This is a genomic window from Amycolatopsis sp. DG1A-15b, from assembly GCF_030285645.1.
GTDB lineage: Bacteria > Actinomycetota > Actinomycetes > Mycobacteriales > Pseudonocardiaceae > Amycolatopsis.
Genome location: NZ_CP127296.1, coordinates 8,306,032 through 8,332,725 on the forward strand (window position 1 = coordinate 8,306,032; position 26,694 = coordinate 8,332,725).

At 70.6% G+C, this 26,694-nt stretch carries 26 protein-coding genes; 16 read left to right on the top strand and 10 right to left on the bottom strand.

Features of this window, described 5'->3' with window-relative positions:
- Positions 1–25 precede the first annotated feature (25 nt).
- The 4 genes from QRY02_RS38440 to QRY02_RS38455 form a co-directional block, all read right to left on the bottom strand.
- Entirely contained in the window at positions 26–502 is a 477-nt protein-coding gene (locus QRY02_RS38440; protein ID WP_285987656.1) for a hypothetical protein, read from the bottom strand.
- Positions 503–541: 39 nt separating this feature from the next.
- Positions 542–1,780, bottom strand: coding sequence for an MFS transporter (locus QRY02_RS38445; RefSeq protein ID WP_285987657.1), 1,239 nt, complete (start codon positions 1,778–1,780; stop codon positions 542–544).
- Between the two features lie 88 nt (positions 1,781–1,868).
- On the bottom strand, positions 1,869–2,219 hold the full coding sequence (locus tag QRY02_RS38450; protein ID WP_020642760.1) for a metallopeptidase family protein: 351 nt from the start codon (positions 2,217–2,219) through the stop codon (positions 1,869–1,871).
- Positions 2,219–3,247, bottom strand: a complete 1,029-nt coding sequence (locus QRY02_RS38455; protein ID WP_285987658.1) for a septum formation family protein — start codon at positions 3,245–3,247, stop codon at positions 2,219–2,221. The genes QRY02_RS38450 and QRY02_RS38455 overlap by 1 nt, the downstream gene beginning before the upstream one ends.
- A 94-nt stretch (positions 3,248–3,341) precedes the next feature.
- Between QRY02_RS38455 and QRY02_RS38460 the strand changes: the two genes are divergently transcribed.
- Genes QRY02_RS38460 through QRY02_RS38475 form a run of 4 tightly spaced genes read left to right on the top strand, consistent with a single transcriptional unit; the run spans position 3,342 to position 6,553 of the window.
- Positions 3,342–3,944, top strand: coding sequence for a hypothetical protein (locus QRY02_RS38460; RefSeq protein ID WP_502874161.1), 603 nt, complete (start codon positions 3,342–3,344; stop codon positions 3,942–3,944).
- A complete protein-coding gene (locus QRY02_RS38465) occupies positions 3,945–5,111 on the top strand; it encodes a glutathionylspermidine synthase family protein (RefSeq protein ID WP_285987659.1) in 1,167 nt (388 codons plus the stop codon).
- Between the two features lie 45 nt (positions 5,112–5,156).
- A complete protein-coding gene (locus QRY02_RS38470) occupies positions 5,157–5,609 on the top strand; it encodes a DUF350 domain-containing protein (RefSeq protein ID WP_285987660.1) in 453 nt (150 codons plus the stop codon).
- A 38-nt stretch (positions 5,610–5,647) separates the two neighbouring features.
- Positions 5,648–6,553, top strand: coding sequence for a haloalkane dehalogenase (locus QRY02_RS38475; protein ID WP_285987661.1), 906 nt, complete (start codon positions 5,648–5,650; stop codon positions 6,551–6,553).
- 315 nt (positions 6,554–6,868) lie between these two features.
- On the opposite strand, the gene QRY02_RS38480 is transcribed toward QRY02_RS38475, so the two are convergent.
- On the bottom strand, positions 6,869–8,161 hold the full coding sequence (locus tag QRY02_RS38480) for an aspartate aminotransferase family protein (protein WP_285987662.1): 1,293 nt from the start codon (positions 8,159–8,161) through the stop codon (positions 6,869–6,871).
- Between the two features lie 118 nt (positions 8,162–8,279).
- Between QRY02_RS38480 and serS the strand changes: the two genes are divergently transcribed.
- Together serS and QRY02_RS38490 are read left to right on the top strand one after the other, a co-directional pair.
- On the top strand, positions 8,280–9,539 hold the full coding sequence (gene serS / locus QRY02_RS38485) for a serine--tRNA ligase (protein ID WP_285987663.1): 1,260 nt from the start codon (positions 8,280–8,282) through the stop codon (positions 9,537–9,539).
- A gap of 64 nt (positions 9,540–9,603) precedes the next feature.
- Positions 9,604–10,605, top strand: coding sequence for a DUF3558 family protein (locus QRY02_RS38490; RefSeq protein WP_285987664.1), 1,002 nt, complete (start codon positions 9,604–9,606; stop codon positions 10,603–10,605).
- Here the strand turns inward: QRY02_RS38490 and lhgD are convergent.
- Positions 10,602–11,789 (bottom strand): L-2-hydroxyglutarate dehydrogenase, encoded by a 1,188-nt coding sequence (lhgD, locus tag QRY02_RS38495; protein WP_285987665.1) that lies wholly within the window; start codon positions 11,787–11,789, stop codon positions 10,602–10,604. The genes QRY02_RS38490 and lhgD overlap by 4 nt on opposite strands.
- 78 nt (positions 11,790–11,867) lie before the next feature.
- Between lhgD and QRY02_RS38500 the strand changes: the two genes are divergently transcribed.
- Positions 11,868–12,476 (top strand): TetR/AcrR family transcriptional regulator, encoded by a 609-nt coding sequence (locus QRY02_RS38500; protein WP_353068106.1) that lies wholly within the window; start codon positions 11,868–11,870, stop codon positions 12,474–12,476.
- Positions 12,473–12,958: a nuclear transport factor 2 family protein gene (locus QRY02_RS38505; RefSeq protein ID WP_285987667.1), complete on the top strand. Its 486-nt coding sequence runs from the start codon at positions 12,473–12,475 to the stop codon at positions 12,956–12,958. Before QRY02_RS38500 ends, QRY02_RS38505 begins: the two co-directional genes overlap by 4 nt.
- 22 nt (positions 12,959–12,980) lie before the next feature.
- Here the strand turns inward: QRY02_RS38505 and QRY02_RS38510 are convergent, their stop codons facing one another.
- Positions 12,981–13,841 carry a helix-turn-helix domain-containing protein gene (locus QRY02_RS38510; RefSeq protein WP_285987668.1) on the bottom strand — a complete coding sequence of 287 codons (861 nt, stop codon included), beginning with the start codon at positions 13,839–13,841 and terminating at the stop codon, positions 12,981–12,983.
- A 9-nt stretch (positions 13,842–13,850) separates the two neighbouring features.
- Positions 13,851–16,961, bottom strand: a complete 3,111-nt coding sequence (locus QRY02_RS38515) for an AfsR/SARP family transcriptional regulator (protein ID WP_285987669.1) — start codon at positions 16,959–16,961, stop codon at positions 13,851–13,853.
- 126 nt (positions 16,962–17,087) lie between these two features.
- Here QRY02_RS38515 and QRY02_RS38520 point away from each other — a divergent pair, with 126 nt between their 5' ends.
- The 8 genes from QRY02_RS38520 to QRY02_RS38555 all read left to right on the top strand — a co-directional run bounded on the left by QRY02_RS38520 (position 17,088) and on the right by QRY02_RS38555 (position 24,536).
- Positions 17,088–18,221: a DegT/DnrJ/EryC1/StrS family aminotransferase gene (locus tag QRY02_RS38520; protein ID WP_285987670.1), complete on the top strand. Its 1,134-nt coding sequence runs from the start codon at positions 17,088–17,090 to the stop codon at positions 18,219–18,221.
- A gap of 23 nt (positions 18,222–18,244) precedes the next feature.
- Entirely contained in the window at positions 18,245–19,174 is a 930-nt protein-coding gene (locus tag QRY02_RS38525; protein WP_285987671.1) for an NAD-dependent epimerase/dehydratase family protein, read from the top strand.
- 32 nt (positions 19,175–19,206) lie between these two features.
- Complete coding sequence (locus QRY02_RS38530; RefSeq protein WP_285987672.1) at positions 19,207–20,403, top strand: glycosyltransferase family 4 protein; 1,197 nt, start codon at positions 19,207–19,209, stop codon at positions 20,401–20,403.
- On the top strand, positions 20,390–21,019 hold the full coding sequence (locus QRY02_RS38535; RefSeq protein WP_285987673.1) for an acyltransferase: 630 nt from the start codon (positions 20,390–20,392) through the stop codon (positions 21,017–21,019). The genes QRY02_RS38530 and QRY02_RS38535 overlap by 14 nt, the downstream gene beginning before the upstream one ends.
- Before the next feature lie 60 nt (positions 21,020–21,079).
- Positions 21,080–21,655 carry a Uma2 family endonuclease gene (locus tag QRY02_RS38540; protein ID WP_285987674.1) on the top strand — a complete coding sequence of 192 codons (576 nt, stop codon included), beginning with the start codon at positions 21,080–21,082 and terminating at the stop codon, positions 21,653–21,655.
- Between the two features lie 238 nt (positions 21,656–21,893).
- On the top strand, positions 21,894–22,403 hold the full coding sequence (locus QRY02_RS38545; protein WP_285987675.1) for a SigE family RNA polymerase sigma factor: 510 nt from the start codon (positions 21,894–21,896) through the stop codon (positions 22,401–22,403).
- Positions 22,400–23,110 (top strand): hypothetical protein, encoded by a 711-nt coding sequence (locus tag QRY02_RS38550; RefSeq protein WP_285987676.1) that lies wholly within the window; start codon positions 22,400–22,402, stop codon positions 23,108–23,110. The genes QRY02_RS38545 and QRY02_RS38550 overlap by 4 nt, the downstream gene beginning before the upstream one ends.
- Before the next feature lie 85 nt (positions 23,111–23,195).
- Positions 23,196–24,536, top strand: a complete 1,341-nt coding sequence (locus QRY02_RS38555; RefSeq protein ID WP_285994043.1) for a M20/M25/M40 family metallo-hydrolase — start codon at positions 23,196–23,198, stop codon at positions 24,534–24,536.
- Here the strand turns inward: QRY02_RS38555 and QRY02_RS38560 are convergent.
- Together QRY02_RS38560 and QRY02_RS38565 are read right to left on the bottom strand one after the other, a co-directional pair.
- Positions 24,533–25,489: a Gfo/Idh/MocA family protein gene (locus QRY02_RS38560; RefSeq protein ID WP_285987677.1), complete on the bottom strand. Its 957-nt coding sequence runs from the start codon at positions 25,487–25,489 to the stop codon at positions 24,533–24,535. The genes QRY02_RS38555 and QRY02_RS38560 overlap by 4 nt on opposite strands.
- Complete coding sequence (locus tag QRY02_RS38565) at positions 25,486–26,592, bottom strand: DegT/DnrJ/EryC1/StrS family aminotransferase (protein ID WP_285987678.1); 1,107 nt, start codon at positions 26,590–26,592, stop codon at positions 25,486–25,488. The genes QRY02_RS38560 and QRY02_RS38565 overlap by 4 nt, the downstream gene beginning before the upstream one ends.
- Positions 26,593–26,694 lie beyond the last annotated feature (102 nt).

A 26,694-nucleotide genomic window follows, 5' to 3' on the forward strand; every position in this document is an offset into this window, starting at 1 on the left:
CCGCCGCCCCCCGGCGGACGGCTGTTCAAATCCGGCCGCAGATCTCCTTGGCCTCGGTCAGGTGCCGCTGGCCGGCGATGTCGTTGAAGTGCAGGCTCAGCACCATCCGGCTGACGCCGTCGACGTGGTCGGCCAGCGACTGGTAGTTGGCGTTCACCTGGGCGGCGGCCGCGGACAGCTCACGCGCCGCCATCATCCGGTGCAGCCGCTCCGAGCTGAGCCCGGGTGTCAGCGACGGCTGCGCGTCCCGGCTCGTGTCGGGCAGCTCGCCCACGCGGTCGAGCGCCTGGCACGCCGCGACGGCGTCTTCGAGCGCGCCGGCGTGCACACCGGACAGTCCCCACAGGAGCCCGAGCACGCTGCCGCCCAGCACGAACCCGGCCACCGCGCACACCACGAGCAGCCGGCGTGACGGCGGGGGCGGGGTGGAACCGGACTCGGCCGGAGGCTCGTCGAAGTCGGGATCGGCGTCGGTGCCGGTCCCCGGGTCCACGGTGCGCATGAGTTCCTCCTCACCACGTGGGTGAGGGGCTATTTCAGCTCACAATCCCGGATCGTGGTGGGTCCGCGCCGCGGCTGAGTCCGATTCGTCACCGAGCAGGCCGTGCCGCAGCGCACCGAAGGCGAACGCGGCGATCGCCAGCATCGCCACGCCGGACACGGCGAACGTCCGCGCGGCCGAGCCGAGCCGCTCGGTCAGCACGCCACCCAGCAGCGCGCCGAGCGGGATCGCGCCCCAGACGACCGTGCGCCACACCCCGAGCACCCGGCCGAGCAACTCGCCGGGCACCAGCGTGTGCCGGGCCGTCGCGAGCACGACGTTCACCGCCACCACCGCCGCCGCGAACAACCCGAACAGCGCCGCGCCCGCGACCGGCGAGCGCACCAGGCCCATCCCGCCGAACCCGAGGCCGCAGCAGACGATCCCGCCGGTGACGACCGCGAGCCGGCCGGTCGCCCGCACCAGCCGCGGGGCGACGCCCGCGCCGAGCAGGCCACCGATCCCGCCGACGAAGGCGAAGAACCCGAAGGTCGCGTCGGACAGGTGGAGGTCCTCGAGCGCGTACAGCACCAGTTGCGCCTGCGCGAGTTCGCTGACCAGGCTGAGCAGCCCCGCGACGACGACCAGCCGCCGCAGCAGCGGGCGCCGGCGCAGCCAGCGCAGGCCGTCGGCGAGCTCGGTGCGGAGTTTCGCCGGTGGCTCCGCCTTGCCGCGGTAGGTGCCGGCCAGCCCGAGCAGCACCGCCGCCGCGATCGTGAAGCCCGCGGAATTGAGGATGAACGGGAAGGCGGCGAAGAGCGCGAACGTCAGGCTGCCGACCGGGCCGCCGAGGAACGTCTGGCCGACGATCTCGCAGGCCTGCAGCTTGCTGTTGGCCGAGTCGAGCGAACCGTCGCCGACGACCGCCGGGATCAGCGCGTTCGCCGCGCTGTCCGCGATCGTCTCGGCGGTCCCGATGATCAACGCGGTCAGGTAGACCAGCCAGATCGTCGTGCCGCCGGCGGCGACGAGCAGGGCCAGCGCGCCGACCGCGGCGGCCCGGGCGGTGTTCGCGACGATCATCGCGCGCCTCCGGTCGACCCGGTCGACCAGCGCACCGGCGACCGCGGCGAACAGCAGCCAGGGCAGGAACTGGGTGGCGGACAGCCCGGCGATGAGCACCGGATCGCGGGTCAGCGTCGTGGCCAGCAGGGGCAGGGCCACCTTGCCGATGCCGTCCCCCAGGTGGGACGCCGCGCTCGACGTCAGCAGCCAGGTGAGTCTTCGCGCGTTGACCATCGGGGCCCCCGGCACAGGTCGCAGTCACCCAATGACTTCGGGTAACAGGATAAGTGGGGATCACCCGGTTGTGGTCACGGTGTTGCTACTAGCCCCAGCCGAGCTCGTGCAGCCGGGCGTCGTCGATGCCGAAGTGGTGGCCCAGTTCGTGCACGACGGTGATGAGGACCTCTTCGACGACCTCGTCCTCGTCCTCGCACATGGCCAGGATCGGCTGCCGGTAGATCGAGATCCGGTCGGGCAGCACCCCGCCGTACGACGACGTCCGCTCGGTCAGCGCGATCCCGTGGTAGAGCCCGAGGATGTCCGGCGCCTCGTCGTTGAACTCCTCGACGAGCACGACGACGTTGTCCATCGCGCGCGCGAACTCGGGCGGCACCTCGTCGAGGGCTTCGGAGACCAGCTCTTCGAACCGCTCCCGGCTCATCTCGACGGGCATCAGCCGCCCTGCTTCGCCGTCGAAGGGGCGGGATTCGGCGTGGCCGGGCCACCGCCGCCGTCCGACGGCGGGCCGCCGTCCTGGGGCTGGCCGCCGTCCGGACCGGCCGGGGCGGCCTTGACGCTGCCGGTCACCGCCTGCAGGCCGCTCTTGTCGGGCAGCGCCGAGGCCACCTTGCAGTTGACCTTGGTCGAGCCGGTGTCCCAGCTCTCCTGCTCCCGCAGGTCCCAGGTCAGGATCAGCTTCTTCGCGTCGAGGTCGGCGCCGCCGGTGTAGTCGGCCGCCGCCTTGTTGCACTCGGTGTCGAGCCAGGCCTTCTGGTTGTCCTGGGCGGGGTAGCCGTCCTTGAAGTTCGTCTTGAGGTCGAGGGTCGCGACGATCTCGTACGAGTGCGGCTTCGTGCAGTCGATCGGATCGCCGACGCCCTTGCCGAGCAGGGCCAGGCAGGTGCCCGGCTCGAAGACCAGCGACTGGTCCTGGTCCTTGGCCGGCCCGGTCGTCGGCAGCAGCTTGCCGCCGGGGCCGGCCCACTGCAGGCCGCACCGCAGCTGGCGGTCGCCGTCTTCCCACTGTGACGGCGTCGGGCGGAGCAGGTTCGTAGTGAGCCTGCCGTACGGGTCGAGTTTGTGCCCGAGGTACGGCTTCACGTCCGCGGTGCACTTCTGCTGCGCGATCTGCTGCCACTGGTCCAGCGACGGGACGGGCGCGTCCTCCGGGTACTGGGGGCCGATGTCCACGAGCGTGGTCACCTCGAACAGGTGCGGCTGGGTGCAGGCGACCTTGCGCGCGTCGCTCGCGTCGGGGTTGTCCCAGGTCAGGCAGCTGCCGGGCGGGGAGTGGAACGCCTCCTGGGCCGCCGCGGACAGCTTGCCCGCGCCGCCACCGGAGCCGCCGATGACGCCGTCGCTCCAGGAGAACACGACGCTGAGCGCGAGCGCGATGAGCGCGCCCGCGAAGATCCCGCCCATCACGACGCGGGTACGCAACGTCTGCGTGGCGGTGGGGAACCGATCGGCGCTGGGAGACATCGCAGTCCATGATGCCCGCGCCGCGCATGACGTGCGCGGTCCGGGTGGTTAGGGTGGTCACGGTTTCGCGGTGGCCGGTGATTACGGAGCGCACATGACGCAGGACAACAATACTGGGGACCAGCCGCCCCCCGAGTCGCCGAAACGCGGCTCGATGAGGTTCCAGGACTCGAACACCCAGCCCCGCCAGCCCTCGCTGGCCGAACAGCGGGCCCGCCGGCAGGCGCTGGCCCAGGAGGAGCGCGACGAGGAGCTGGCCCGCCAGTCCGACGCCAAGGCGGCGACCCGGCGCAAGATCCTGATCGGCAGCGGCGTCACGGTCGGGCTCGTCGGCCTGGTCGCGACGTTCTACGCGGTCGCCAAGCCGGCGGGCGAGGTCACCGCGGTCTGCACGGACTCCAACGGCGTCGTCCAGCCCGACGACAACTGCGACGAGAACTACGTCACCAGCCACCACGGCTACTCCAGCGGCGGGTTCTGGTTCATCCCGATCAACGGCGGCGGCTACCAGAGCTACCGGTACAACTACGGCGGCTCCGGCACGATCGGGCAGCGCGTTTCCGGGGGTTCGTACGACCCCCCGTCGGCGCGGACCAGCGTCAACACGAAGTCCGGCAAGTCCGTCCAGCGCGGCGGGTTCGGCATCAGCGGCAAGAGCGGCAGCACCGGCGGCAGCGGCAAGAGCGGGGGATCGTAGGTGTACCGGGACCGGCGTGAGCCGCGGCGCGACTGGCAGCGGATCGTCGAAGAGCAGGGACTCGTCTACGGCACGCCGGCCCGCGACAGCAGCGGCCGGGTGCGGCCGTACTGGGACGAGTCCGTGCACTACGTCTTCGACATGGACGAGGTCCTCTCGCTCGAAGCCGACGTCGAGCTGCTGCACTCGATGTGCCTGGAGGCCGTCGACAACGTCGTGACGACCGAGGGCTACCAGCGGTTCGGCATCCCGGAGTGGGTCTGGCCGCACATCGCGGAGTCGTGGAAACGCCAGGACCCGCACGTCTACGGCCGGTTCGACCTGCGCTACGACGGCAAGTCGCCGGCGAAGCTGCTCGAGTACAACGCGGACACGCCGACCACGCTGCTGGAGGCGTCGCTGCTGCAGTGGCACTGGAAGACCGACGTCTTCCCGGACGACGACCAGTGGAACTCGATCCACGAGAAGCTCGTCGAGCGGTGGACACAGCTCCGGGACAAGCTGCCGTCCAACGAGCTGCACTTCACCTGGTCGGCGGCCGACCCGAGCGGCGAGGACAACGTCACCACGGCGTACCTGCAGGAGACCGCGGCCGAGGCCGGCCTCGACACGGTCGGCCTGGCGATCGAGGAGATCGGCTGGGACCCGCTGCTCAAGCGGTTCGTCGACCTCGAAGAGCAGCAGATGGCGACCGTGCTGAAGCTGTACCCGTGGGAGTGGGTGGTCGACGAGGAGTTCGGCCGCAACGCCGTCGAGTCGCTGCCGCGGACGCTGTGGATCGAGCCGCTGTGGAAGATGATCCTCTCCAACAAGACGCTGCTGGCGATCCTGTGGGAGAACTACCCGGGTCACCCGAACCTGCTGCCCGCGTTCGCCGACGACCCCGGCATCCTCACCGAGTACGTCCGCAAGCCGAAGCTGGGCCGCGAGGGCGCGAACGTCCAGATCGTCGCGACCGGCTACGAGACCCAAACCGACGGGGTCTACGGCGCCGAAGGCTTCGTCTACCAGGCGTTCGATCCGCTGCCCGAGTTCGACGGCTACCGGCCGGCGCTCGGTGCGTGGATCGTCGGCGACAGCTCCGCCGGGCTGGGCATCCGCGAGACCGGCGGCCTGGTCACCGACGACGGTGCGGCATTTGTCCCACACCGCATCGTCGAGTCGTGATACAACACCGTCGCTGATCAGCTCTTTTCCCCTGGGAGAAAATTCGTGAACACGACCCTTGCGCTGTCCGACACGTTCGGCTCCGACCTCGTGCGGGGGATCGGCGCGATCCTGCTGTACGGCGTCATCGGCCTGCTGCTGATGTTCGGCGGCTTCTGGGCGATCGACTGGACCACGCCCGGCAAGCTGTCGAAGCTGGTGACACAGGGCCTGCCGAACGCGGTGATCGTGACCGCGTCCGGGCTCCTCGCGATGTCGTTCATCGTCGTCGTGGCGATCTTCAACTCGGCGAGCGACCTCACCGAGGGCCTGATCACGTCGCTGGTCTACGGCCTGCTCGGGATCGTCGTCCAGGTGGTCGGGGTCCGGCTGCTGGAGTGGGCGACCCGCATCGACGTGGCCTCGACCATCGAGAGCGAGAAGTTCGCCCCGGTGAGCATCGTCGTCGCGGCGGCGCACATCGGCCTGGGCCTCGTGGTGGCGGTCGGCATCTCCTGATCTTGGCCGGGGTGGGCCGTTCGCACTAGCGTGGGTCCGTGCGCCTGCTGAGGACACCGGACGACCGGTTCACGGACCTGCCCGACTTCCCCTTCGAACCCCGGTACGCCGAGCTGGACGACCCGCACGACGGCCGGATCAGAGTCGGCTACGTCGAGGCGGGCCCGGCGGACGGTCCGGTCGTCCTGCTGCTGCACGGCGAGCCGAGCTGGTCGTTCCTGTACCGCAAGATGCTGCCGGTGCTGGCGTCGGCCGGGCTCCGGGCGATCGCCCCGGACCTGGTCGGCTTCGGCCGGTCCGACAAGCCGGCGAACCAGGCCGACCACAGCTACGCCCGGCACGTCGAGTGGATGCGCGGGTTCGCGTTCGACGCGTTGGACCTGCACGACGTGACACTGGTCGGCCAGGACTGGGGCGGCCTGATCGGGCTGCGCCTGGTCGCCGAGCACCCGACGCGGTTCTCACGGGTGGTCGCGTCCAACACCGGCCTGCCGAGCGGCGACCACGACATGCCGCCGGTGTGGCACGCCTTTCGCGAGGCCGTCGAGAAGGCGCCGGTGCTGGACGTCGCGCGGTTCGTGCAGTCCGGGTGCGCGTCCACGTTGCCGGATCCGGTGCGGGCCGCTTACGACGCGCCCTTCCCGAACGAGACGTACAAGGCCGGTCCGCGGGCGATGCCGGGGCTGGTGCCCTACCGGCCCGACAACCCCGCTACGGAGGCCAACCGCGCGGCCTGGAAGACGTTGAGCGGGCTGGACCTTCCGTTCCTGGTCGCGTTCTCCGACGGCGACCCGATCACGGGTGGGATGGCTCCGGTTCTGCAGCGCTCGATGAGGGGCGCGCAGGGGTTGGCGCACCCGGTGATCGCCGGGGCGGGGCACTTTCTGCAGGAAGATGCCAGTGAGGAACTGGCTGAGCATGTGGTGCGGTTCGTGCTGAGCTGAGCAGCTGAACTCCGACCGGAGGGGCGGGGGAGGTCGGATCCGCTCTGCCGCAGCAAAGAGTGGAGCGGTGAAAAAGAATGTCCTCGCCGGACCGGCAGGCTCTGGGATGGCCACCCGGAGCGCTGTCCCCCACCTTCTCGAGGTTGGCCGCTGGGTGGTCATCCCGTCGCCTGATTGAGGCCTATCACTTTGAGCCGGGCCCGCAAGCTTTGCGTTGTCGTCTTGCCTTGGTCTGGGGGTTGCGGGCCCGGCTCAAAGTGATTTTGGGCCTCAGGCGACGGGATGACCACCCCGCTCCTTGGTGTGGGGCTTCTGTCAGGCCAGTGCTGCGTGGGTTGCCGCCAGGGAGTCCGCCAGGATGTTCAGGCCTTCCTGGGCTTCGTCCGCTGTGAGGGTCATTGGGGGGCCCAGGCGCAGCACGTTGCCGTGCAGGCCGCCCTTTCCGATCAGCAGCCCGCGCTTCTTCGTCTCCTCCAGCATTCTTGCCGCCGCCGGGATGTTCGGCGTTGTTGTGCCCGGCTTGATCAGCTCCACTCCGATCATCAGGCCCTTGCCGCGGACCTCGGCGACCAGGGGCGACTCCGCCGCCTGCAGGCCCTTGATCAGCTGCGCCCCGCGGGCCGCGCAGTTGGCCTGGAGGTTGTGGTCCTTGATGTAGTCCAGGACCGCCGTTGCGCCGGCCATCGAGACCGGGTTGCCGCCGAACGTCGAGAACGACTGGGCCTGGAAGCAGTCCAGGACGTCGGCCCGGGCCACCACGCCGCCGACAGCCAGGCCGTTGCCCAGGCCCTTGGCGAACGTCATCATGTCCGGGGTCACGCCGTGCGCCTCGATGCCCCAGAAGTGCTCGCCCGTGCGGCCCCAGCCCGTCTGGACCTCGTCCGAGATGAACAGCACCCCGTACTCGTCCAGCACCTCCTTCATCGCCCGGAACAGCCCGTCCGGTGGCAGGCTGAAGCCGCCCACGCCCTGGATCGGCTCGGCGATCAGGCACGCCACGTCGCCCGCCGTCGCCGTGTCCAGGACGTCCACCAGGTCCGCGACGCACGCGTCGATGTACGCGGCGTCCGACATGTCGCGGAAGGGGCTGCGGTAGCGGTAGCCGCCGTGGACGTAGTTGACCTTCACCGGGCTCAGCGCCGACGCCGACCAGCCGCGGTTGCCGGTGATCGCGACCGTGCCGAACGAGCGCCCGTGGTAGGAGTTCCGCATCGCCAGCACCTGGTTGCTGCGCCGGTACTGCGTCGCCAGCATCAGCGCCGTGTCGTTGGCCTCGCTGCCGGAGTTCGTGAAGAACACCTTCGCGTCCGGGATGTTCGAAAGCTTGGCGATCCGCTCGGCCAGCTCGACCTGCGACCGGATCAGGTACAGCGTCGACGTGTGCAGGATGCCCGTGTCGAGCTGCTTGCGGACCGCGTCGCCGATCTCGGCGACGTCGTAGCCCATCGAGTTGGTCAGCACCCCCGCGAAGAAGTCCAGGTACGTGCGCCCCTGGGAATCCGTCATCCGGCGGTCGTGCGCGTGCACGATCTCGATCGGCTCTTCGTAGAGCAGCGACATCCAGGACGGCATGACTGCGCGGTGCCGGGCCAGCAGCTCGTCGGTCATCGGGCGCCTCCTCAGGGTTTCCCTGGAGTATGAGGACGCCGTGAACAGCCCTTCAACGATCAGACTGTCGGGATAACCCAGTAGGGCCGCACAGTCTGTACGGACTACCCTCTGACCCGTGATTGACCCCAGGACTCTGCGCGATGACCCGGAAGCCGTGCGCGCGTCGCAGCGCGCCCGTGGCGAAGACGAGGGAGTGGTCGACAAGCTGCTCTCCCTCGACACCCGCCGCCGGTCTTCGATCGCGGCCGCCGACAAGCTGCGCAACGAGCAGAAGCTCCTGGGCAAGCAGATCCCGAAGGCGCCGCCGGAGGAGAGGCACCAGCTGCTGGCCATGGCCAAGGAGCTCGCCGCGCACGTCAAGGCCGCCGAGGTGGAGCAGAACACCGCGTCGGAGGAGTTCGACACGCTCTTCCGGACCGTGCCGAACCTGGTCCACCCGGACGCCCCCGTCGGTGGCGAGGACGACTTCGCCGTGGTCAAGCACGTCGGCGAGCCGACGAAGCTCGGCTTCACCCCGAAGGACCACCTCGAGCTGCTCGAAGGCCTCGGCGGCGTCGACATGGAACGCGGCGCGAAGGTCTCGGGCTCGCGGTTCTACTTCCTCACCGGCGTCGGCGCGCAGCTGCAGCTCGGCCTGCTCAACATGGCCATCGCGCAGGCGCTCGAGAACGGCTTCACGCCGATGATCACGCCGTCGCTGGTCCGCCCGGAGATCATGGCCGGCACCGGCTTCCTCGGGCAGCACTCGAGCGAGATCTACCACCTCGCGGACGACGACCTCTACCTCGTCGGCACGTCGGAGGTGCCGCTGGCCGGCTTCCACTCCGACGAGATCCTCGACCTGACCGACGCGAAGCGCTACGCGGGCTGGTCGTCCTGCTACCGCCGCGAGGCCGGCTCCTACGGCAAGGACACCCGCGGCATCATCCGCGTCCACCAGTTCGACAAGGTGGAGATGTTCGTCTACGCCAAGCCGGAGGAGGCCGAGGCCGAGCACGCCCGGCTGCTCGGCTGGGAAGAGGAGATGCTCGCGAAGATCGAGGTGCCTTACCGGGTCATCGACACCGCGACCGGCGACCTCGGCACGTCCGCGCACCGCAAGTTCGACTGCGAGGCGTGGATCCCGACCCAGGAGACCTACCGCGAGCTGACCTCGACGTCCAACTGCACGACCTTCCAGGCCCGCCGGCTGGCGATCCGCTACCGCGACGACAACGGCAAGCCGCAGGTCGCCGCGACGCTCAACGGCACGCTGGCCACCACCCGGTGGATCGTCGCGATCGTCGAGAACCACCAGCAGGAGGACGGCTCGGTCCGCGTGCCGGAGGCGCTGCGCCCGTTCGTCGGCGGCAAGGAAGTCCTCACGCCCCGCTGAATCGGGTGGATCCGCGGTGCTGCTCCGTTCGTCCCAGTACAGTCCGGGCCGAACGGGAGGACCTATGCGGAACAAGTGGCAGGTCGCGGCGGCGCTGGCGGCCGTGACCGTGGTGACCGGCTGCACGGTGACGGTCGGTGGCTCGGCGTCGCCCGTGCCGGGCCAGGGCCCGATCGCCAAGGCGGCCGACGCCTGCACGCTGCTCGACCAGGCCCAGGTCGACGCCCTCGGCTACCAGTCGCCGGGCCGTTCGGTGCAGGAGAACAAGGAGCGGCTCCAGCCGCCGATGTGCCTCTGGAGCTCGAAGGACGACATCGAGCCGTCGGCCGTCCTCAACGTCGGCATCGCCTCGGACATGGACTTCAACGAGTACATCTCCGGCGCCGTCAAGAAGTCCGAGCCGCAGCAGGTCGGCGGCCTCAGCTGGACGCAGTACGCCTCGATTCTGCCCGACGACTGCACGTTCTACGCGCTGCTCGGGGCCAAGTCGTTCGCCTACGTCGGCGTCTCGGCGGGCAAGATCGACAAGTCGTGTGAGCTGGCGAAGACCGTGATTCCGCAGGTCGCGGCGCACCTGCCGGGCGGGCAGGACGCCCCGCCGCTCACGCCGTCGACGTCGGCGAAGCCCGAGCCGGGCGGCCCGCTGCTGTCGGCGGACCCGTGCGTGATGCTGAAGCCCGACCAGGTGGCGCAGCTGAAGGACATCTCGCCCACCGGCGAGAAGGACACCTCGTCCACGGTGCCGAACGCGTCGTACTGCCTCTGGGACGACACCGACGGCGACGGCGGCCAGAAGGCGTTCGAGGTCTGGTTCGGCCCCAGCACGCCGGTCGGGGACTGGCCGGGCGCGAAGGGCGTCAACCCGACCGAAACCGCCGACGTCGGCGGCCGGAAGTGGGGCCTGTTCCCGAACATGGGTGGCCTGCGGGTGAACTGCGGCGCGACCCTGGCCATCACCGACACCTCGTCGGTGCAGGTGGTCAGCGGGTTCATCGGCGACGACGCGAAGACCTGTGACCTCGTGAAGCAGGGCCTGCCGCTGGTGACCGCGAACCTGCCCGGCTAACCCTCGGAGACCTGGTCCGCGATGTGGCGCGCGATCTCCAGCGCGCTCGTCGCGGCCGGCGACGGCGCGTTCAGGACGTGCACCTGGTCGCGCGCGGTCTCGATGAGGAAGTCGTCGACGAGCGAGCCGTCGCGGCGCATCGCCTGGGCGCGCACGCCGGAGCCGTGGCGGACGATGTCGTCCTCGGTGACGGCCGGCACGAGCCGCGCGAGGCTCGCGGCGAAGCGCTTCTTGGAGAACGAGCGGCGGACCTCGTCGAGTCCGGTCGGGAACGCGTACTTGCGCGCGAGCCGCCAGACGCCGGGGAAGGCGGCGATTTCGGCGACGTCCTTGGCGGAGAAGTCGCCCCAGCGGTAGCCCTCGCGGCGCAGCGCCAGCACGGCGTTCGGGCCGGCGTGGACGCTGCCGTCGAGCATGCGCGTGAGGTGCACGCCGAGGAACGGCAGCGTCGGGTCCGGCACCGGGTAGATCAGGCCCTTGACCAGGTGCCGCCGGTCCGGCTTGAGCTCGTAGTACTCCCCGCGGAACGGCACGATCTTCGCGGACGGCGTCAGCCCGGCCAGCCGCGCGACGCGGTCGGAGTGCAGGCCGGCGCAGTTCACCAGTGCATCGGCTTGGACCACGTCGTCGCCGGTCGCGACCTCGACCCCGCCGTGGCTCCCGGCCCGGATGGCCAGTGCGGGCGAGTCCAGCCGGAGGTCGACGCCGGCTTCGTCGAGCAGCCGGACGAGCGTGTGGCAGACGGCCGGGAAGTCGATGATCCCGGTGGATTCGACGCGCAGCGCGGCGACGCAGGCGACTTCGGGCTCGTACTCGCGCGCTTCGGCGGCCGAGATCTGCTTGGCCGGGACGCCGTTGGCCTCCGCGCGTTCGGCGAGGGTGTTCAGCGCGGGGATCTCACGCTCGTGGGTCGCGACGACGAGCTTCCCGCACACCTCGACGGGCACGCCGTACTGCCGCGCGAAGTCCACGATGGACCGGTTGCCGGCGACGGACATCCGCGCCTTGAAGGAACCCGGCTTGTAGTAGAGCCCGGCGTGCACGACGTTCGAGTTGTGCCCGGTCTGGTGTGCCGCCCAGCGGGATTCCTTTTCCAGGACGGTGACGTCCAGCCCGCGCCTGGTCAGTTCCCAGGCCACGGCCAGACCGACGATCCCGCCCCCGACGACTACGACGTTGCGCACGGTCGATCAGGCTACGCGAGTCGTCGCAGGTGGTGTTCCCGGCGTTACCTAACGTCTGTCAGGTACGGTACCTAACCGATGTCAGGTAAGCGGTTGACGAGGGAAGCGCGCCGCGAGCGAATCCTCGCGGCGGCCGGCGAGGTGTTCGCTTCGTCGGGCTACGACGCGGCCGGGATGCGCGAGGTCGCGGCGGCCGCCGGGATCAGCACACCGGTGTTGTACGACCACTTCCCGGCGAAGGCGCAGCTGTACGGGGCGCTGCTGGAGTCCGAAGTGGAGGGCTTGCTGGCCGGCTGGGCCGCGCTGCCGGCGTCGGACGATCCGGAGGTCCTGCTGCGCAGCCGCGTTTCGGCGATCTTCCACTGGATCGAGGCGAACGAGCGCGGCTGGCGGATGATCTTCGCGGAACCACCGTCGGACCCGGCGGTGGCGTCGGTGCACCGACGCGGCCAAGCCCGCGCGACGGCCAACCTGGCGTCGCTGTTCCACGGGGTGCCGCTGGATCTGACGTCCCGCATCCCGCGTCCGCTGGCCGACGAGGTGCTCGCGGAGGCGTGCAAGAGCGCACTCAACTCGATCGCGACGTGGTGGTGGGACCACCGCGAGATCCCGCGCGACGAGGTGGTGGCGCTGACGGCCGACCTGCTGTGGCGCGGGCTCGCCACGCTGACCAAGGGGGAACGATGAGCACGGAGACGTATCGCCGCGCAGCCGAAACACGCGACGTCGAACTGGCGATGACGGCGTTCGCACCGGACGCGGTGCTGCATTCGCCGTTGACGTCCCGGGTCCGCTTCACCGGCCACGCCGAGCTGCGGCCGCTGATCGAGGTGGCGTACCGGCACTTGACGGACATCAGGTTCCACACGGACACCGGCGACGCGCGGACCCGGGTGGTGGTCTACACCGCGCAGATCGGCGGCGAGCCGATCGAGGAGGCGGCGCTGCTGAGGTTGAACGACGAGGGCCTGATCGAGGAGGCAACGCTGTTCGTGCGGACGCTGCCGGGTTTGGTGGCGCTGATGGACCGCTTCGGCCCGGACATCGCCCGCGCGAACGGCCGGCCGGTGGTGGCGCGGGTGTTGAGCGTGCTGGTGAAGCCGCTGCTGGCGATGGTCCGGTCGGGGGACCGCCGCGCGGTCCCGCTGGTCAGCGGCCGAGGTGCGTGACGAAAGCCTGCCAGGCGTGCTGCTATTGGCCGGCCAAGGCCGAGAGCTCAACGCCTTCGATTTCGTCGGCGAGCCGGCCGATGAACGCTTGGGAATCGGTCTCGCTCATAGCAAGCGCACGGAGCTTCTTGAGGCCGGCTCGATACACCCCCACATCGTGACCGTCGAGAACGAATGCCCCGCAGGACAGGTGTTCCAGGTAGACCACCGAGCTGCCGTCGGTCAGCGAATACAAGAGGAACGGTCCGGCCAGGCCGGGATGCCAACCACACGCGGCCGGAACCACCCGCAGGGTGACTGACCGTGTGGATTTCTCGATCAACGAATGCAGCTGGTCGAACATCGTGGTCGGGGTACCGATCCGGTCACGCAAGGCGGCTTCACCGATGATCGCCTCGAAGGTGCGATCGGCCGCGAGCATCTCCGCACGCTTCATGCGCAAGGCGACCCTTCGATCTGCCTCCTCCGCAGTTCTGCCGTAGGCGGTGAACATTGCGCGGGCGTAGCCCGGAGTTTGAAGCAAACCGGGAATGCCCGTGGGCGACCATTCGACGATGGACCTCGCCGCCTTCTCGCATTCGATCACCGCGGTGAGCTGCATGCCGGCCGGGCCGTAGGTGATCCAGCCCGGCTCCGATGCGCCTCTGGTGAGAGCGAGGATCCGCTGCTTCCGGTCACCGACCACCCCGAGCGCACCGAGGATGGCTGTCACGTCCTCCAATCGCGGGGTACGCAGGCCGTACTCCCACTGGCTGAGCAGCTGGAAGTGGATCCCGATCCGCCGCGCCAGCTCTCGCAAGCCACAGCCGGCGTCCGTACGGACCTCGCGGATCTCGGCCGCGAGGGTGCGTGCTCGCGGGGTGACGATGTCCGTCTTCGGCATGGGGGCAATTTACGTGTCCGAACTCGTGGACACCTCTCCCTCGATCGAGTGCTCCAAGACCTTCTGCGCACTCATCCCCAGCCCGGTCCGGTACGCCCGCTCGAACTCGTCCACCCCCAGTGACGCCACCAGCCGCCCGCGGACCGCCGTCACGTCCGGGTCGCCGCTGATCGCCGTGCCCCGGACCGCCGCCGCCGCGCCCAGCAGCACCGCCGCCTCCGGTGGGCGGGCCGCTCCCGCGAGACCCTCCAGCGCGAACGCCACCACGTCGCCCGCGTTCCACTGTCGGCCGAGCAGCAGCGCCGAGCGGTGCAACGAGGCGGCCGCGGACCGGTTGCCCTCCGCCAAGGCCAGCCAGCCCAGCGAAACCAGGGCCGTCGCCCGCACCGACTCCGCCGCGAACGAGCCTCCCGCGCACTCCGCCAGCGCGCGCTCGCACAGCTCCCGGGCCGCGGCCAGGTCGCCCGACAGGCGGGCCAGGGTCGCCGAACCGACGTACGCCGCCGCGCGGGATTCCGGCATGCCCGAACGGCGGGCCGTTGCCGCCGCCAGTTCGTAGTCCGCGTGGGCGCGGGCGTGGTCTCCCGACAGCAGGTGCGTCCACGCCCGGCGGCAGATCAGGTCCGCCACGTCGTCCGTCGCGCCGATCTCGTGCATCAGTCCCAGCGCCTCGTCCATCAGCGGCAACGCGGCCGCGTACTCGCCGCGCCAGGTCAGCAGCTGGGACAGGTGATCGAGCGCCATCGACAGGCCCCACCGCTCGCCCAGCGCGCGGAACTGCGCCGCGCCCTCGCGCAGGCCTTCCTCCGCGCCCACCAGGTCACCCGACATCATCGACCGCAGGCCCATGCCCATCGGCAGCAGCGCCCAGCCCCACGCGTCCCCCGCGGCCAGCAGGCTCTTGCCCCGGCCGAGCAGCTCGGCGTCGTCGCCCGGCGGCCCGACGACCACCCCCAGCAGCATCACCAGCATCGGGTTGCGGGGCGCCCAGTCCTCGTCCGCCGCGTACCGGCGGACCAGCGGCAGGTACTGCTCCAGCGACTCGTGCGGCTGCCCCGCCAGTGCGCCGAGCACGCACACCAGGAACTCCTCGACGTACTCCTCGCGCAGCTCCGGCGAGCACCGCGAAACCACGGCCAGCGACAGCCCGGCGCCCTCGAACCGCCGCCCGCGCATCCACCAGTACATCGCCAGCAGCGGTACCAGCCGCAGCGCCAGCACGACGTCGTTCCCGGTCGACCAGCGGAGTGCGGCCAGGATGTTGTCGTACTCGGCGTCGATCCGCGCCAGCCACTCCAGCTGCTCCGCGGTCCGCAGCATCGGGTCCGCCTCCGCGGCGAACCGCAGGAAGTACTCGGCGTGCGCGCGGTGGAACGTCTCCGCCTCGCCCGCCTCCGCGAGCTTCTCGCCGCCGAACGCGCGGATCGTCTCCAGCATCCGGAACCGGCCACCGACGGCTTCCACCAGTGACTTGTCGGCCAGCTCCGGCAGCAGGTCGACGTCCGCGCCGCACACCTCGGCGGCTGCCGCGGCGGTCGCGCCGCCGGGGAACACCGTCAGGCGGCGCGCGAGTTCCCGCTCCTCGCCGGTCAGCAGGTCCCAGCTCCACTCGACGACTCCGCGCAGCGAGCGGTGCCGGGCTTCGGCTGTCCGGCTGCCACGGGCGAGGAGCCGGAAGCGGTCGTCGAGCCGGGCGGCGATCTCGCCGAGGGACAGGGTCCGGACGCGGGCCGCCGCCAGCTCCAAGGCCAGCGGCAGGCCGTCGAGGGCCGCGCAGACGTGCTGGACGTCGCCGATCGTCGACTCGTCGAGCGCGAACGCGGGATCGCTCGCGGCCGCGCGCTCGGCGAACAGCCGGACGGCCGCGAACTCCGAGGCCTGCGCGGCCGCCGTCCCGGGCGGCGGGACGGCCAGCCGCGGCACCGGCGCCAGCTGCTCGCCGGTGATGCCGAGGGGCTCGCGGCTGGTGGCCAGCACCCGCAGCCCCGGGCACGCGGCGAGCAGCCGTGCGGCCAGCCGGGCCGCCACCTCGACGACGTGCTCGCAGTTGTCCAGCACCAGCAGCACCGGGCGGTCGCGCAGCGCCGGGACCAGCCGCTCGACCGGGTCCTGCGGGCCGCCGCGCGAGCTTTCGCGCAGGCCGAGCGCGGCCAGCACCGCGCCGGCGACGTCGGCGCCGCCGTGCGGGGCGAGCTCGACGAACGCCACCGGACCGGCCTGGGCCGCGGCGACCTCGACCGCCAGCCGGGTCTTGCCGGTGCCACCCGGGCCTGTCAGCGTCACGAGCCGGCTGCGTTCCAGCAGCTGCGCGACCTGCCGCAGCTCGGCGTCGCGGCCGACGAAGGTGGTCAGCTGGGCGGGCAACGCCGGGAGCACCGGCTTCTCGGTTTCGCCGCGGAGCACCGCGAGGTGGGCTTCGGCGAGCTCGGGGCCGGGGTCGGCGCCCAGTTCGTCGGCCAGCGTGCGGCGGGCGTCTTCGAACGCGGCGAGCGCGTCGGCCGGGCGTCCGGCGGCGGCCAGCGCCCGGACGAGCTGCGCCCGCGGCCGTTCCCGCAGCGGCTGCCCGGCGACGGCCTTCCTCAGGCCGGCGAGGACGTCTTCGGCCTGTCCGAGCGCCAGCCGGGCCTCGACGTGGTCGTCCGCGGCGTCCGCGCGCAGCTCCTCGAGCCGGGTGGCCTGCGCGGCGGCGAAGGGCGCGTCCGCGAGGTCGGTGAACGCGGGCCCGCGCCACAACGCCAGTGCCTCGCCCAGCACCTCCGCGGCCCGCCCGTGCTCGCCGTTCTTCAGCAGCGCGCGGCCGGCACGGGTGAGCCGCTCGAAGCAGTGAACGTCCACTTCGTCCGGTGCGACGGCCAGCCGGTACCCGGCCGCGGTGAACTCGACCGGCGCGAGGTCCTTCAGCGCCGTCCGCAGCCGCGACACCTGCGACTGGAGGGCGTTCGCGGCGCCGTCCGGCGGGTGTTCGCCGTACATGCCGTCGATCAGCCGGTCGGCCGGGACGAACCGCCCGGCCTCCAGCGCGAGCAGCGCCAGCAGCGTCCGCGACCGCGGGCCGCCCACCGTCACCTGCGTGCCGTCCGGGCCCCACGCGGCGACGGCCCCCAGCACCCCGAATCGCATGAACCCAGCCTAAGACGTCCCCGACCTGGGGGAAGCGTCACTCCACAGGGGAGTTCGGCGTGGGCCTGTGAATCACCTGAGCGTGCGTCTATACACTTCGCCGAGTCCCCACGCAATGGGAGAGGTATGTCGTCAGACAGCATCGCCCTCGGTCAGCCGACCGTCGGTGAAGAGGAGCTAGCCGCCGTCGCCGAAGTCTTCCGGTCAGGTTGGCTGGCCGGTGCCGGACCGGCGTGCCGTCGCTTCGAGGAGCGCTTCGCCCAGGTCACCGGTACGGCGCACGCCTTGACGACCGCGAACTGCGGTTCGGCGCTCTTCCTCGGCCTCAAGGTCCTCGGCGTCCGGCCGGGCGACGAGGTGATCGTCGGCGACTACACCTTCCCGGCGACCGGTCACGCCGTCGTCCAGGCGGGCGCGAAGCCGGTCTTCGCCGACATCCGCCCGGACGTCTTCAGCGCGGACCCGGCGCACGTCGAAGCCCTGGTCACCCCGAAGACGGTGGGGATCCTCGCGGTCGACGTCGCCGGCCAGCCCGGTGACTTCGACGAATACCGCGCGATCGCCGACAAGCACGGCCTCTGGCTCTTCGAGGACGCCGCCTGCGCCGCGGGGGCGACGTACAAGACGCGCCCGGCCGGCAGCCTCGCCGACCTCGCCGCGTTCTCCTTCCACGGCCGCAAGGGCATCACCGCGGGCGAAGGCGGCGCACTGGTCTCCGACCGCGAAGACCTCATCGCCCGCGCCCGCAAGCTGCACACCTACGGCATCGAGCCGGCGATCAGCCGCGAAGGCTCGGACACGCTGCCCATCCCGGAGTTCCACGAGCTCGGCTACAACTTCCGCCTCTCGGACGTCCAGGCCGCGATCATGAACGTCCAGCTCGACCGCCTCCCGGACCTGCTGGCCGCCCGCCGCTCGGTCGCCAAGCGCTACCACGAGGCGTTCGCGGACGTCGGCGCGCTCACCGTGCCGGTGGAACTGCCCGACCGCGAGCACCCGTGGCAGGCCTACCTGCTCACGGTCGCGCCCGAGGTCAGCCGCGACACCCTGGCGCTGCGGATCCGCTCCCAGGGCGTCCAGTGCAACTTCGGCACCTACGCCTCGCACCTGCAGCCGATCTACGGGCCTCAGGCCCCGCTGCCCGTCTCGGCCGACGCGTTCGCGCGTCAGCTCGCCATCCCGATGCACGCCAACCTGACCGACGCCGAAGTCACCCGCGTCGCCGAGGTCGTGCGCGAAGCCGTGCAGTCCCTGTCCTGAAGCCGCCGACCGAGGAGAAATTGGTGTCCGACAAGAAGGTGTTCTTCACCGGGGGTGGCGGGTTCATCGCCGCGCACGTGATCCCGCTGCTGATCGAGGGCGGCTACACGGTCCGGATCTTCGACAACATGACCCGCGGCGACCGCGACCGCGTCAACGAGTTCGTCGCCACCGGCCAGGTCGAGCTGGTCGAGAAGGACGTCCGCTACGGTGGCGCGGTGCGCGAGGCGATGCGCGGCTGCACGCACGTCATCCACTTCGCGACGGTGTCGATCAACAAGTCGATCGCCGACCCGCACGAGTCGATCGACATCAACATGATCGGCAACCACAACGTGTTCGCCGCGGCCGCCGACGAGGGTGTCGAGCGGCTGGTGTTCGCCTCGACCGCGTCGGTCTACGGCGACCCGAAGCGGCTGCCGATGCACGAGGACGACGAGCTGCGCCCCCTCACGCCGTACTGCATCTCCAAGCGCGCGGGTGAGGACCTGCTGGGCTTCTACGAGCGCCAGAAGGGCCTGTCCTGGAACGCGCTGCGGTTCTTCAACGTGTACGGCCCCGGCCAGAAGATCGAGGCCTACTACACGTCGGTGATCAACCACTTCATCCAGCGCCTGCGCAGCGGCCGGCCGCCGATCATCGACGGCCGCGGCGACCAGTCGATGGACTTCGTCCACGTCACCGACCTCGCGCGGGCCGTCGTGGCGGCGCTGGAGTCGGAGAAGGCGAACGTGCCGATCAACATCGGCACCGGCATCGACACGTCGATCGCGGCGCTGGCCAAGATCCTCATCGAAGCCGTCGGTGTCGACGTCGAGCCGCTGTTCAACGAGCGTGACGTGCTGGTCTCGCGGCGTGCGGCCGACATCAGCCGGGCGCGTGAAGTGCTGGGCTGGGAGCCGCGGATCACCGTCGAGGACGGCATGCGGGAACTGGTCAGGGAAACGGAGTGAATTCCGTCGCGGGGCCGGCCCAGGGGCGTGCGATGCGCATCGCGGTGGTGAACAACTTCTTCCCGCCCCGCGTCGGTGGCAGCGCGCACATGGCGGCGTCGCTCGCGGCCCAGTTCGCCGCGGCCGGGCACGAGGTCTTGGCGATCACGGCCGCGTACGGCGAGGCCCCGGCCGAGGAGGAGCGCGACGGCTACCGCGTCGTGCGGCTCCCGGCGGTGAAGATGCCGCAGATCGGGCTGTCGATCGACTTCGACATGAGCTTCGCGTCGCTGCTGCCGGGCAACTGGCGGCGGCTGTGGAAGCTGCTGGACGAGTTCAAGCCGGACGCGATCCACCTGCACGGCCAGTTCTTCGACCTGTCGTGGCTGGCGGGGATCTACGCGCGGCGGCACGGCGTCCCCACGCTGCTGACCATCCACACCCTGTTGATCAGCGACAACAAGCTGTACGGCGGCGTGTTCCGGCTGCTCGACGCGGTGCTCGTGCGGCCGATCCTGGCGTACCTCAAGCCGCGGTACGTCATCCTCGACAAGCTGGGCGTCGACTATTGCGTCGACCGCTACGGCACCAGCGACGCGAACTCGGAGTACTTCCCGATCGCCGTGGACACCGGCCACTTCGCGAAGCCGGTGACGAAGGACGTCCGCGCGGAGCACGGGATCGGCGACGCGCCGCTGATCGTGTCCCTCGGTCACGTCATCCCGCTGCGCAACCGGCTGCCGCTGATCGAGGCGCTTCCGTCCATTTTGGACAAGCACCCCGGCGTGCGGGTGGTCGTCGTCGGCCGGGTCTACCACGACGCGTTCCTGAAGCGGGCCGCGGAGCTGGGGGTTTCGGACGCGCTGGTCGTCACGGGCGCGGTGCCGAAGGAAGACGTCCCGGCGTACTTCGCGGCCGCGGACATCGTCACGCACGACCTCAACGGCGGCTGCGGCACGGCGTCCCTGGAGGCGATGCTGTCCGGCACGGCGACGATCGCGTCGGTCACCGAGGACAACTACCCGGGCATCGAGCTGCGCAACGGCGAGAACGTGCTGCTCGTGCGCCCGGACGACGCCGAAGCCGTGGCGCGCACGGTGATCGAGCTGCTCGACGACCCGGGTCGCCGGGCCCTGATCGCGCAGCGCGAGAGCGAGCTGGTGCGGTCGAACTTCGGCCTCGACGTCGTCGCGGAAGAGCACTTGAGGACCTTCGAGAAGCTGGTGTCGGAAGCCGATGTTCTTCGATGACGAGCGCAGCCACCGGCTGCGCCCGCAGATCCTGACCGAGCTCGTCTCGCAGTACATGAACGACGCCGAGCGCGCGCAGTTCTACGGGCTGCCCTCGACGTGCCGGGTGCGTGAGCGCGTGAAGATCATCAGCCCCGAGAACCTGAAGATGGGCGACCACTGCTGGATCGGCGAGGGCGCGGCGCTCGACGCGAGCGGCGGCCTGGAGATCGGCGAGCACACCAGCATCGGGCTGAACACGCTGATCTTCACGCACTCGAGCTGGCTGGCGAACATGACGCTGCAGAACCATTCGGGCAGCGACCTGATCGAGCGCAAGCCGGTGAAGATCGGCAAGGGCTGCTTCATCGGCGGCCTGGTGGTGATCATGGCGGGCGTGACGATCGGCGACTTCGCGACGGTCCAGCCGAACTCGGTGGTGGCCAAGGACGTCCCGCCGCGGACGCTGGTGGCGGGCAACCCGGCGCGGGTGTTCCAGCGCTACGACGAGGAGTACATCCAGTCCGAAGTGGACCGGGTGCGCGCGGAGAACGCGCGTCGCCGGGCGATCGCGGAGTCACAGGGGCAGAACACTCCGGGCTGGGGAGCCCCATCGGGCGACTACTCAGCGGAGTAGCGATACGGCAGTCTGGCGTGAGAAGATGACGTCCAGTAACCGATGATGGGGAGAAGGCGGATGAGCGTCATGGAATGGCCTCACGATCTTCTGTCCCTCGACGACTGGATCAACCTGCCGGAGACGCCGGAGTACCAGGTCGAAGTGGTCGAAGGGGTTCTCGTCGTGGCGCCGCGTCCGATGCCGTTCCACCAGCGCGTTGCCGCCCGGTTGGTTTTTCTGATGGATGAGCTGCTGGAGGACGACTACTCCGCGCTGCTCGAGGTCGAGATGGTCGTTGCCGCAACGCCGCTCACGGTTCGCGTGCCGGACGTGCTCGTCGCCCCCAGTTCCGTGGTGGATGCCAATCCGCCCCGGTTCGATGCCGGCGACGTCCGGCTGGTGGTCGAGGTGCTGTCCGAGGGCACCCGGCGCACCGACCAGGTCACCAAGTTCTCCGAGTACGCCGAGGCCGGCATCGAGCACTACTGGATCGTCGACCTCGACTCGCCGCTCAGCATGATCACCTACCGGCTGATCGAGGGGGAGTACGAGAATTTCGGTGAGTTCTCCGGGGTCGCCGAGCTCGAGTTCGCCGGAACCCCGCTCACCATCGACCTGAACGCCCTCACCACCCGGCGCGCCCAGCGGCCCTGACGTGGATGACGGCGGCACCGGCGCCTGACGCCGGCACCGCCGTCGAGAAACCGCCGATCAGCCCGGCGGTGAGGTCCCTACGCACGAAGCCGCACGCAGCACAATCTAGTACTCAGTGACCGAGCGCGAGATATCGGTTACGCAACGTTTCGGTCAGCCCCCGCGTACGCTCGCAAGATCCACGAAGCAACCTTCCGGCGCTTCGGCCGTCGCTGGGGAGGACGAAACGAGGTGAGGCATGGCGCGTGGCGACGAGGAGTTCGCGGAGTTCGTCCGCGCGTCGTCGGCCCGGCTCACGCACGCCGCGTTCCTGCTCACCGGCGACCGCCACCAGGCGGAAGACGCTGCTCAGACCGCCTTCACGCGCACCTACGCTGCCTGGTCGCGCGTCCGGCACAAGGACGCCTACGGCTACGCCCGGACCGTCCTGGTGAACCACGTCATCGACGGCTGGCGGCGCCCGATCCGCGAGTACGCCACCGAGGCCATGCCCGAGCGGCCGGACCGCCTCGACGTCGACAAGGCCGTCACCCAGCGCGCGTGGCTCACCGCGGTGCTCAAGACGCTCACCGCCCGTGAACGCGCTGTCGTCGTGCTCCGGCACTTCTTCGACCTGCCGGAAGCCGAAGTGGCCCATGAGCTCGGCGTTTCACTGGGTACCGTGAAGAGCACGAACTCGCGGGCGCTGGCCAAGCTGCGGGTCGCGGCGGACCCGGAGGACACGCTGATCGGGAGGAGCGGGCGGTGAACGATCTCGACGACTTCCGCGCCGCCCTCCGGCAGCCGCCCGGGGAGCCCTTCGCCGAGCCCGACCTGGCCAAGATCATGGCCGACGGCACGCGCCTGCGGCGTCGCCGCCGTCTGCTGACCGGTTCCGCCGGGCTCGCCGCCGCGGCCGCCGTCGTGCTCGTCGTGGTGCTCGCCGTCCAGCTGCGGCAGCCCGCCTCCGCGCCGGTCGCGCAACAGCCGTCGCCGGCACCGGCCGTGTCCACGACGTCGCCGGCGCCGCCCGCGGAGCAGCCGATCGGGGACGTCGTCGGCACCGGGATCCGGACCCCCGCCGGCGAGATCGTCTTGTACGCGCGGGCCGTCGACGCGCCGGAGCTGCCGGACGTCCGCTTCGGCCTGGTGGCCGGCTTCCGGTCCGGGACCTCGCTGCAGGCCGTGCTGGCGACGAACGAGTTCCGCGGCTCCGACCGGTCGTTCGGCTTCCACGCCACCGACGGCGGCGAGGTGATCCGCGACCAGGTCATCCCGGTCTTCGGCTACTTCGCCGGCCCCGCGGCCAAGATCACCACGACGGTCCACGGCCTTACCGTCGAGGCCAGGCTGGCGAAGTGGAGCGCGGACCCGAACGTGGTCATCTTCTGGTTCCACCCCGACGCCGTCCCCGATTCCGCCGTCTTGACGCCGCTGATCGCCTACGACGCCGACGGCAAACGGCTCACCAAGTAGGCGGTACCCGTCCACCCGATGCGGGCGTAAGACGTGAATCGTGACCTCTCGACGAGCGTTCCTCACCGCATCGGCCGCTCTGGGAATGGTGGCCGCCGTTCCCGCCGGGGCCACCGAACTCGGCGACCGCGGGCCCGGTGTCCCGGTCCGCCCGCAGCGTCCGGACGCGGAGCTGCGCGCTCTGCTCCGCCAGGTCGACGAACGGCGGATCGAAGCGACCGTGCGGCGGCTGGCCGCGTTCGGCACCCGGCACACGCTGTCCGCTCAAGACGACCCAGCGCGCGGCATCGGCGCCGCGCGTGATTGGCTCTTCGCTCAGTTCCAGCAGGTCGCGGCGGCTTCCGGGGGACGGCTGAGCGTCGAGCTGCAGTCGTACGTCCAGCCGCCGGCCGACCGGATCCCGGTGCCGACGAAGATCACCAACGTCGTCGCGACGCTGCGCGGGGCCACCGATCCCGGCCGCGTGTACGTCGTTTCGGGGCACTACGACTCGCGCCGCACCGACGTCATGGACTTCACCGGGGACGCGCCGGGTGCGGACGACGACGCTTCGGGTGTCGCGGTCTCGCTCGAGCTGGCCCGGGTGCTCTCGACCCGGCAGCCGGCCGCGACGATCGTCTTCGCCGCCGTCGCCGGCGAGGAACAGGGCCTGTACGGCTCGCGGTTCATGGCCCAGCAGTTCAAGGCGGCCGGCACCGACGTCCAGGCGATGTTCACCGACGACATCGTCGGCTCGAGCCGCGCCGACGACGGCACGCGCGACCCGCTCACGATCCGCCTCTTCGCGGAGGGCGTCCCGACGGCGGAAACGCCGGCCGAGGCGAACCTGCGCCGCAGCATCGGCGGCGAGAACGACTCCCCGCCGCGGCAGCTGGCCCGGTTCGTGAAGTCGGTGGCGGAGAACGACGCGACCGGCATGACCGTCCGGGTGATCTACCGGCGCGACCGCTACCTGCGCGGCGGTGACCACATCGGCTTCCTGGAGCAGGGCTACCCGGCGGCGCGGTTCACCGAGCCGAACGAGGACTTCGCCCACCAGCACCAGGACGTCCGCGTCGAGAACGGCGTCCAGTACGGCGACCTGCCGGAGTTCTGCGACTTCCCGTTCGTCGCGCGGGTCGCCCGGGTGAACGGCGCCGCGCTGTGGTCGCTCGCCACCGCACCGGGCACGCCGAAGGGCGTGAAGATCCGCACGGCGGCGCTGACGAACGACTCGGAGCTGCTGTGGACGGCGACGCCGGGCGCGTCGAGCTACGAGGTCGTCTGGCGGGAAACGACGGCTCCGGACTGGACGCACGCCATCGACGTCGGCCCGGCACTGACGGCGAAGATCGACCTGTCGAAGGACAACGTCTTCTTCGGCGTCCGCGCGGTGGGCCGCGGTGGCCGGCGGAGCCCGGCCGCGTTCCCGGCGCCGGTGAGCTAGGCGGCGGCCTGTGTCAGGACCTGCTCGACGACGTGGTGCGACGGCAGGATCAGGTCACGCTCGGTGTCGGCGTCGATCTTGCCTTCGAGGAGGTCGCAGAAGCGATCCAGCTGGGTGGCGAGGGGCTCCCGGGCCGTGACGAGCTCCGGGATCTCGATGACGGTCTGCTGCCGGTAGCCGAGGCCGTCCGGGGTGACGGAGTCGTGCGAGATGTGCCGGTAGATCGTGACGTCGCGGCGCAGCAGGTCGATCTCGATCAGCCGGTCGAGCTCCGACACCATCAGCGACCGGACCTTCCGCTGCCCCAGCCGCGAGGCCGACACCGTGGCCAGGCCGGTCGGGAACGACAGCACCGTCTCGATGGTGTCCTCGGCGCCCTCGACCGACTGCGGGTGGAAGTAGCCCGCGCCGGACGTCACGCGCGACGGCGTCGCGCCACCGAAGAACTGGATCGCCAGGTCGACGTCGTGCACCAGCAGGTCCCACGCGACGCCGGTCTTGATGCGCGGCGCGTACGGGCCGTGGCGGCGGGCCATCAGGTGGATCGGCTCCTGCACCAGCGCCCGCGCGGTCATCACCGCCGGGTTGTAGCGCTCCAAGAGCCCGCACATCAGCGGGACGTCCTTCTTCGCCGACAGCGCGACGATCTCCTGCGACAGCTCGAAGCTGTTGCACACCGGCTTTTCCACCAGCATCGGCTTGCCCTGGCCGAGGATCTCCTGCGCCAGGCCGTAGTGCGCCTCGGTGGCCGAGGCCAGTACCACAGCGTCCACATCGGACAGTGAGCCGATCTCCGGCGTCCACTGGGTTTCGTACCGCTCGGCGACGGCCTTGCCCGCATCTTCACGCGGATCGATCACGCGGACCAGGTCGACGCGCTCGTTGCCGGCGAGCACGCGGGCGTGGAGGGAACCCATGTTCCCGGTACCGACCAGAGCGATCCGATGCGTCATGCGCCCAGTACCTCGCGAACGGTTTCGATGATGGTGTCCAGGTCGGACTCGGTCAGGTGCGGGTGCACCGGCAGCGACAGCGCCTGCTCCGAAACGGCGCGGGCCACCGGGAAGTCCTCGACGCGCGCGCCCGGGATCAGGTCGTGACCCGCGTAGCAGTCGTAGTCGAAGACGATCTTCGGGTAGTAGATGCCGTTGCCGATGCCGCGCTCGGTCAGCGCCGCGGCGAGCTCGTCGCGCGAAAGGAACGCGTGCGGCCCGACCAGCACCGTGTACTGGTGCCACACGTGCTCGCGGCCCGGCAGCACCTGCGGCACGTCGAGGCCCGGCGTGCCGGCGAGGCCCTCGGACAGGCGCTTCGCGTTCGCCTGGCGGGCGGCGGTCAGCTGGTCGAGCTTGGCCAGCTGGGGAATGCCGACCGCGGCGTGCAGGTCGGTCATCCGGTAGTTGTGGCCGGCGACCTCGTACTGGTAGCGGGCGCGCATGCCCTGGTTGCGCAGCACGCGCAGCTTGTCGGCCAGCGCGTCGTCGTCAGTGGTGATGACGCCGCCCTCGGCAGTGGTGATGTTCTTGGTCGCGTACAGCGAGAAGCAGCCGATGCCGAACGAACCGGCCGGCTTGCCTTCGAACGACGCGCCGACGGCCTGCGCCGAGTCCTCGATCACGTGCAGGCCGCGCTCGGCGGCCAGGGGCGCGAGCTTGCCCATGTCGGCCGTCTGGCCGTAGAGGTGCACCGGCATGAGGACCTTCGTGCGGTCCGTCACGGCGGCCGCGGTGTTTTCCGGGTCGATCGCGAAGTCGTCGCGCCGGATGTCGGCGAACCGGACGGTGGCGCCGGCCTCGAGGATGGCGTTCAGCGTCGCCACGAAGGTGAACGGCGAGGTGATGACCTCGTCGCCCGGCCGCAGGTCGAGCACCTGGAGCGCGGCTACCAGCGCGGTGGTCCCGTTGTTGACCGCGATCGCGTGCTTGGTCCCGGAGACCGCCGCGAAGGCGTCTTCGAAGCGCTTGACCATCGGTCCCTGTGCGATGGCGCCGGAGCGCAGCACCTCGACGACGAGGTCCTCCGCGTCGCGGACGTCGACCACAGTGATGGGGATCATGGGCAGTCTCTCTCGGCAGGCGATTTCGGCGCGTCCGGTACAGTGAGCCGCCGGTTCTGCGCCCGGCCGCCCTGCAGCAACGCGGGCCACACGTTACCGGGC

Excerpts from the sequence above, each read along its gene's own strand:
- QRY02_RS38480 (WP_285987662.1), bottom strand. The coding sequence starts at position 8,161 with ATGACCGACGAGCTGCTGGCCCGGCACCGCGCAGTCATGCCGTCCTGG.
- QRY02_RS38490 (WP_285987664.1), top strand. The coding sequence starts at position 9,604 with ATGCGGAACAAGTGGCAGGTCGCGGCGGCGCTGGCGGCCGTGACCGTG.
- QRY02_RS38445 (WP_285987657.1), bottom strand. The coding sequence starts at position 1,780 with ATGGTCAACGCGCGAAGACTCACCTGGCTGCTGACGTCGAGCGCGGCG.
- QRY02_RS38530 (WP_285987672.1), top strand. The coding sequence starts at position 19,207 with ATGCGCATCGCGGTGGTGAACAACTTCTTCCCGCCCCGCGTCGGTGGC.
- QRY02_RS38450 (WP_020642760.1), bottom strand. The coding sequence starts at position 2,219 with ATGCCCGTCGAGATGAGCCGGGAGCGGTTCGAAGAGCTGGTCTCCGAA.
- QRY02_RS38540 (WP_285987674.1), top strand. The coding sequence starts at position 21,080 with ATGAGCGTCATGGAATGGCCTCACGATCTTCTGTCCCTCGACGACTGG.
- QRY02_RS38555 (WP_285994043.1), top strand. The coding sequence starts at position 23,196 with ATGGTGGCCGCCGTTCCCGCCGGGGCCACCGAACTCGGCGACCGCGGG.
- QRY02_RS38500 (WP_353068106.1), top strand. The coding sequence starts at position 11,868 with ATGTCAGGTAAGCGGTTGACGAGGGAAGCGCGCCGCGAGCGAATCCTC.
- QRY02_RS38505 (WP_285987667.1), top strand. The coding sequence starts at position 12,473 with ATGAGCACGGAGACGTATCGCCGCGCAGCCGAAACACGCGACGTCGAA.
- QRY02_RS38545 (WP_285987675.1), top strand. The coding sequence starts at position 21,894 with ATGGCGCGTGGCGACGAGGAGTTCGCGGAGTTCGTCCGCGCGTCGTCG.
- QRY02_RS38560 (WP_285987677.1), bottom strand. The coding sequence starts at position 25,489 with ATGACGCATCGGATCGCTCTGGTCGGTACCGGGAACATGGGTTCCCTC.
- QRY02_RS38515 (WP_285987669.1), bottom strand. The coding sequence starts at position 16,961 with ATGCGATTCGGGGTGCTGGGGGCCGTCGCCGCGTGGGGCCCGGACGGC.
- QRY02_RS38455 (WP_285987658.1), bottom strand. The coding sequence starts at position 3,247 with ATGTCTCCCAGCGCCGATCGGTTCCCCACCGCCACGCAGACGTTGCGT.
- QRY02_RS38535 (WP_285987673.1), top strand. The coding sequence starts at position 20,390 with ATGTTCTTCGATGACGAGCGCAGCCACCGGCTGCGCCCGCAGATCCTG.
- QRY02_RS38520 (WP_285987670.1), top strand. The coding sequence starts at position 17,088 with ATGTCGTCAGACAGCATCGCCCTCGGTCAGCCGACCGTCGGTGAAGAG.
- QRY02_RS38565 (WP_285987678.1), bottom strand. The coding sequence starts at position 26,592 with ATGATCCCCATCACTGTGGTCGACGTCCGCGACGCGGAGGACCTCGTC.
- QRY02_RS38460 (WP_502874161.1), top strand. The coding sequence starts at position 3,342 with ATGACGCAGGACAACAATACTGGGGACCAGCCGCCCCCCGAGTCGCCG.
- QRY02_RS38440 (WP_285987656.1), bottom strand. The coding sequence starts at position 502 with ATGCGCACCGTGGACCCGGGGACCGGCACCGACGCCGATCCCGACTTC.
- QRY02_RS38510 (WP_285987668.1), bottom strand. The coding sequence starts at position 13,841 with ATGCCGAAGACGGACATCGTCACCCCGCGAGCACGCACCCTCGCGGCC.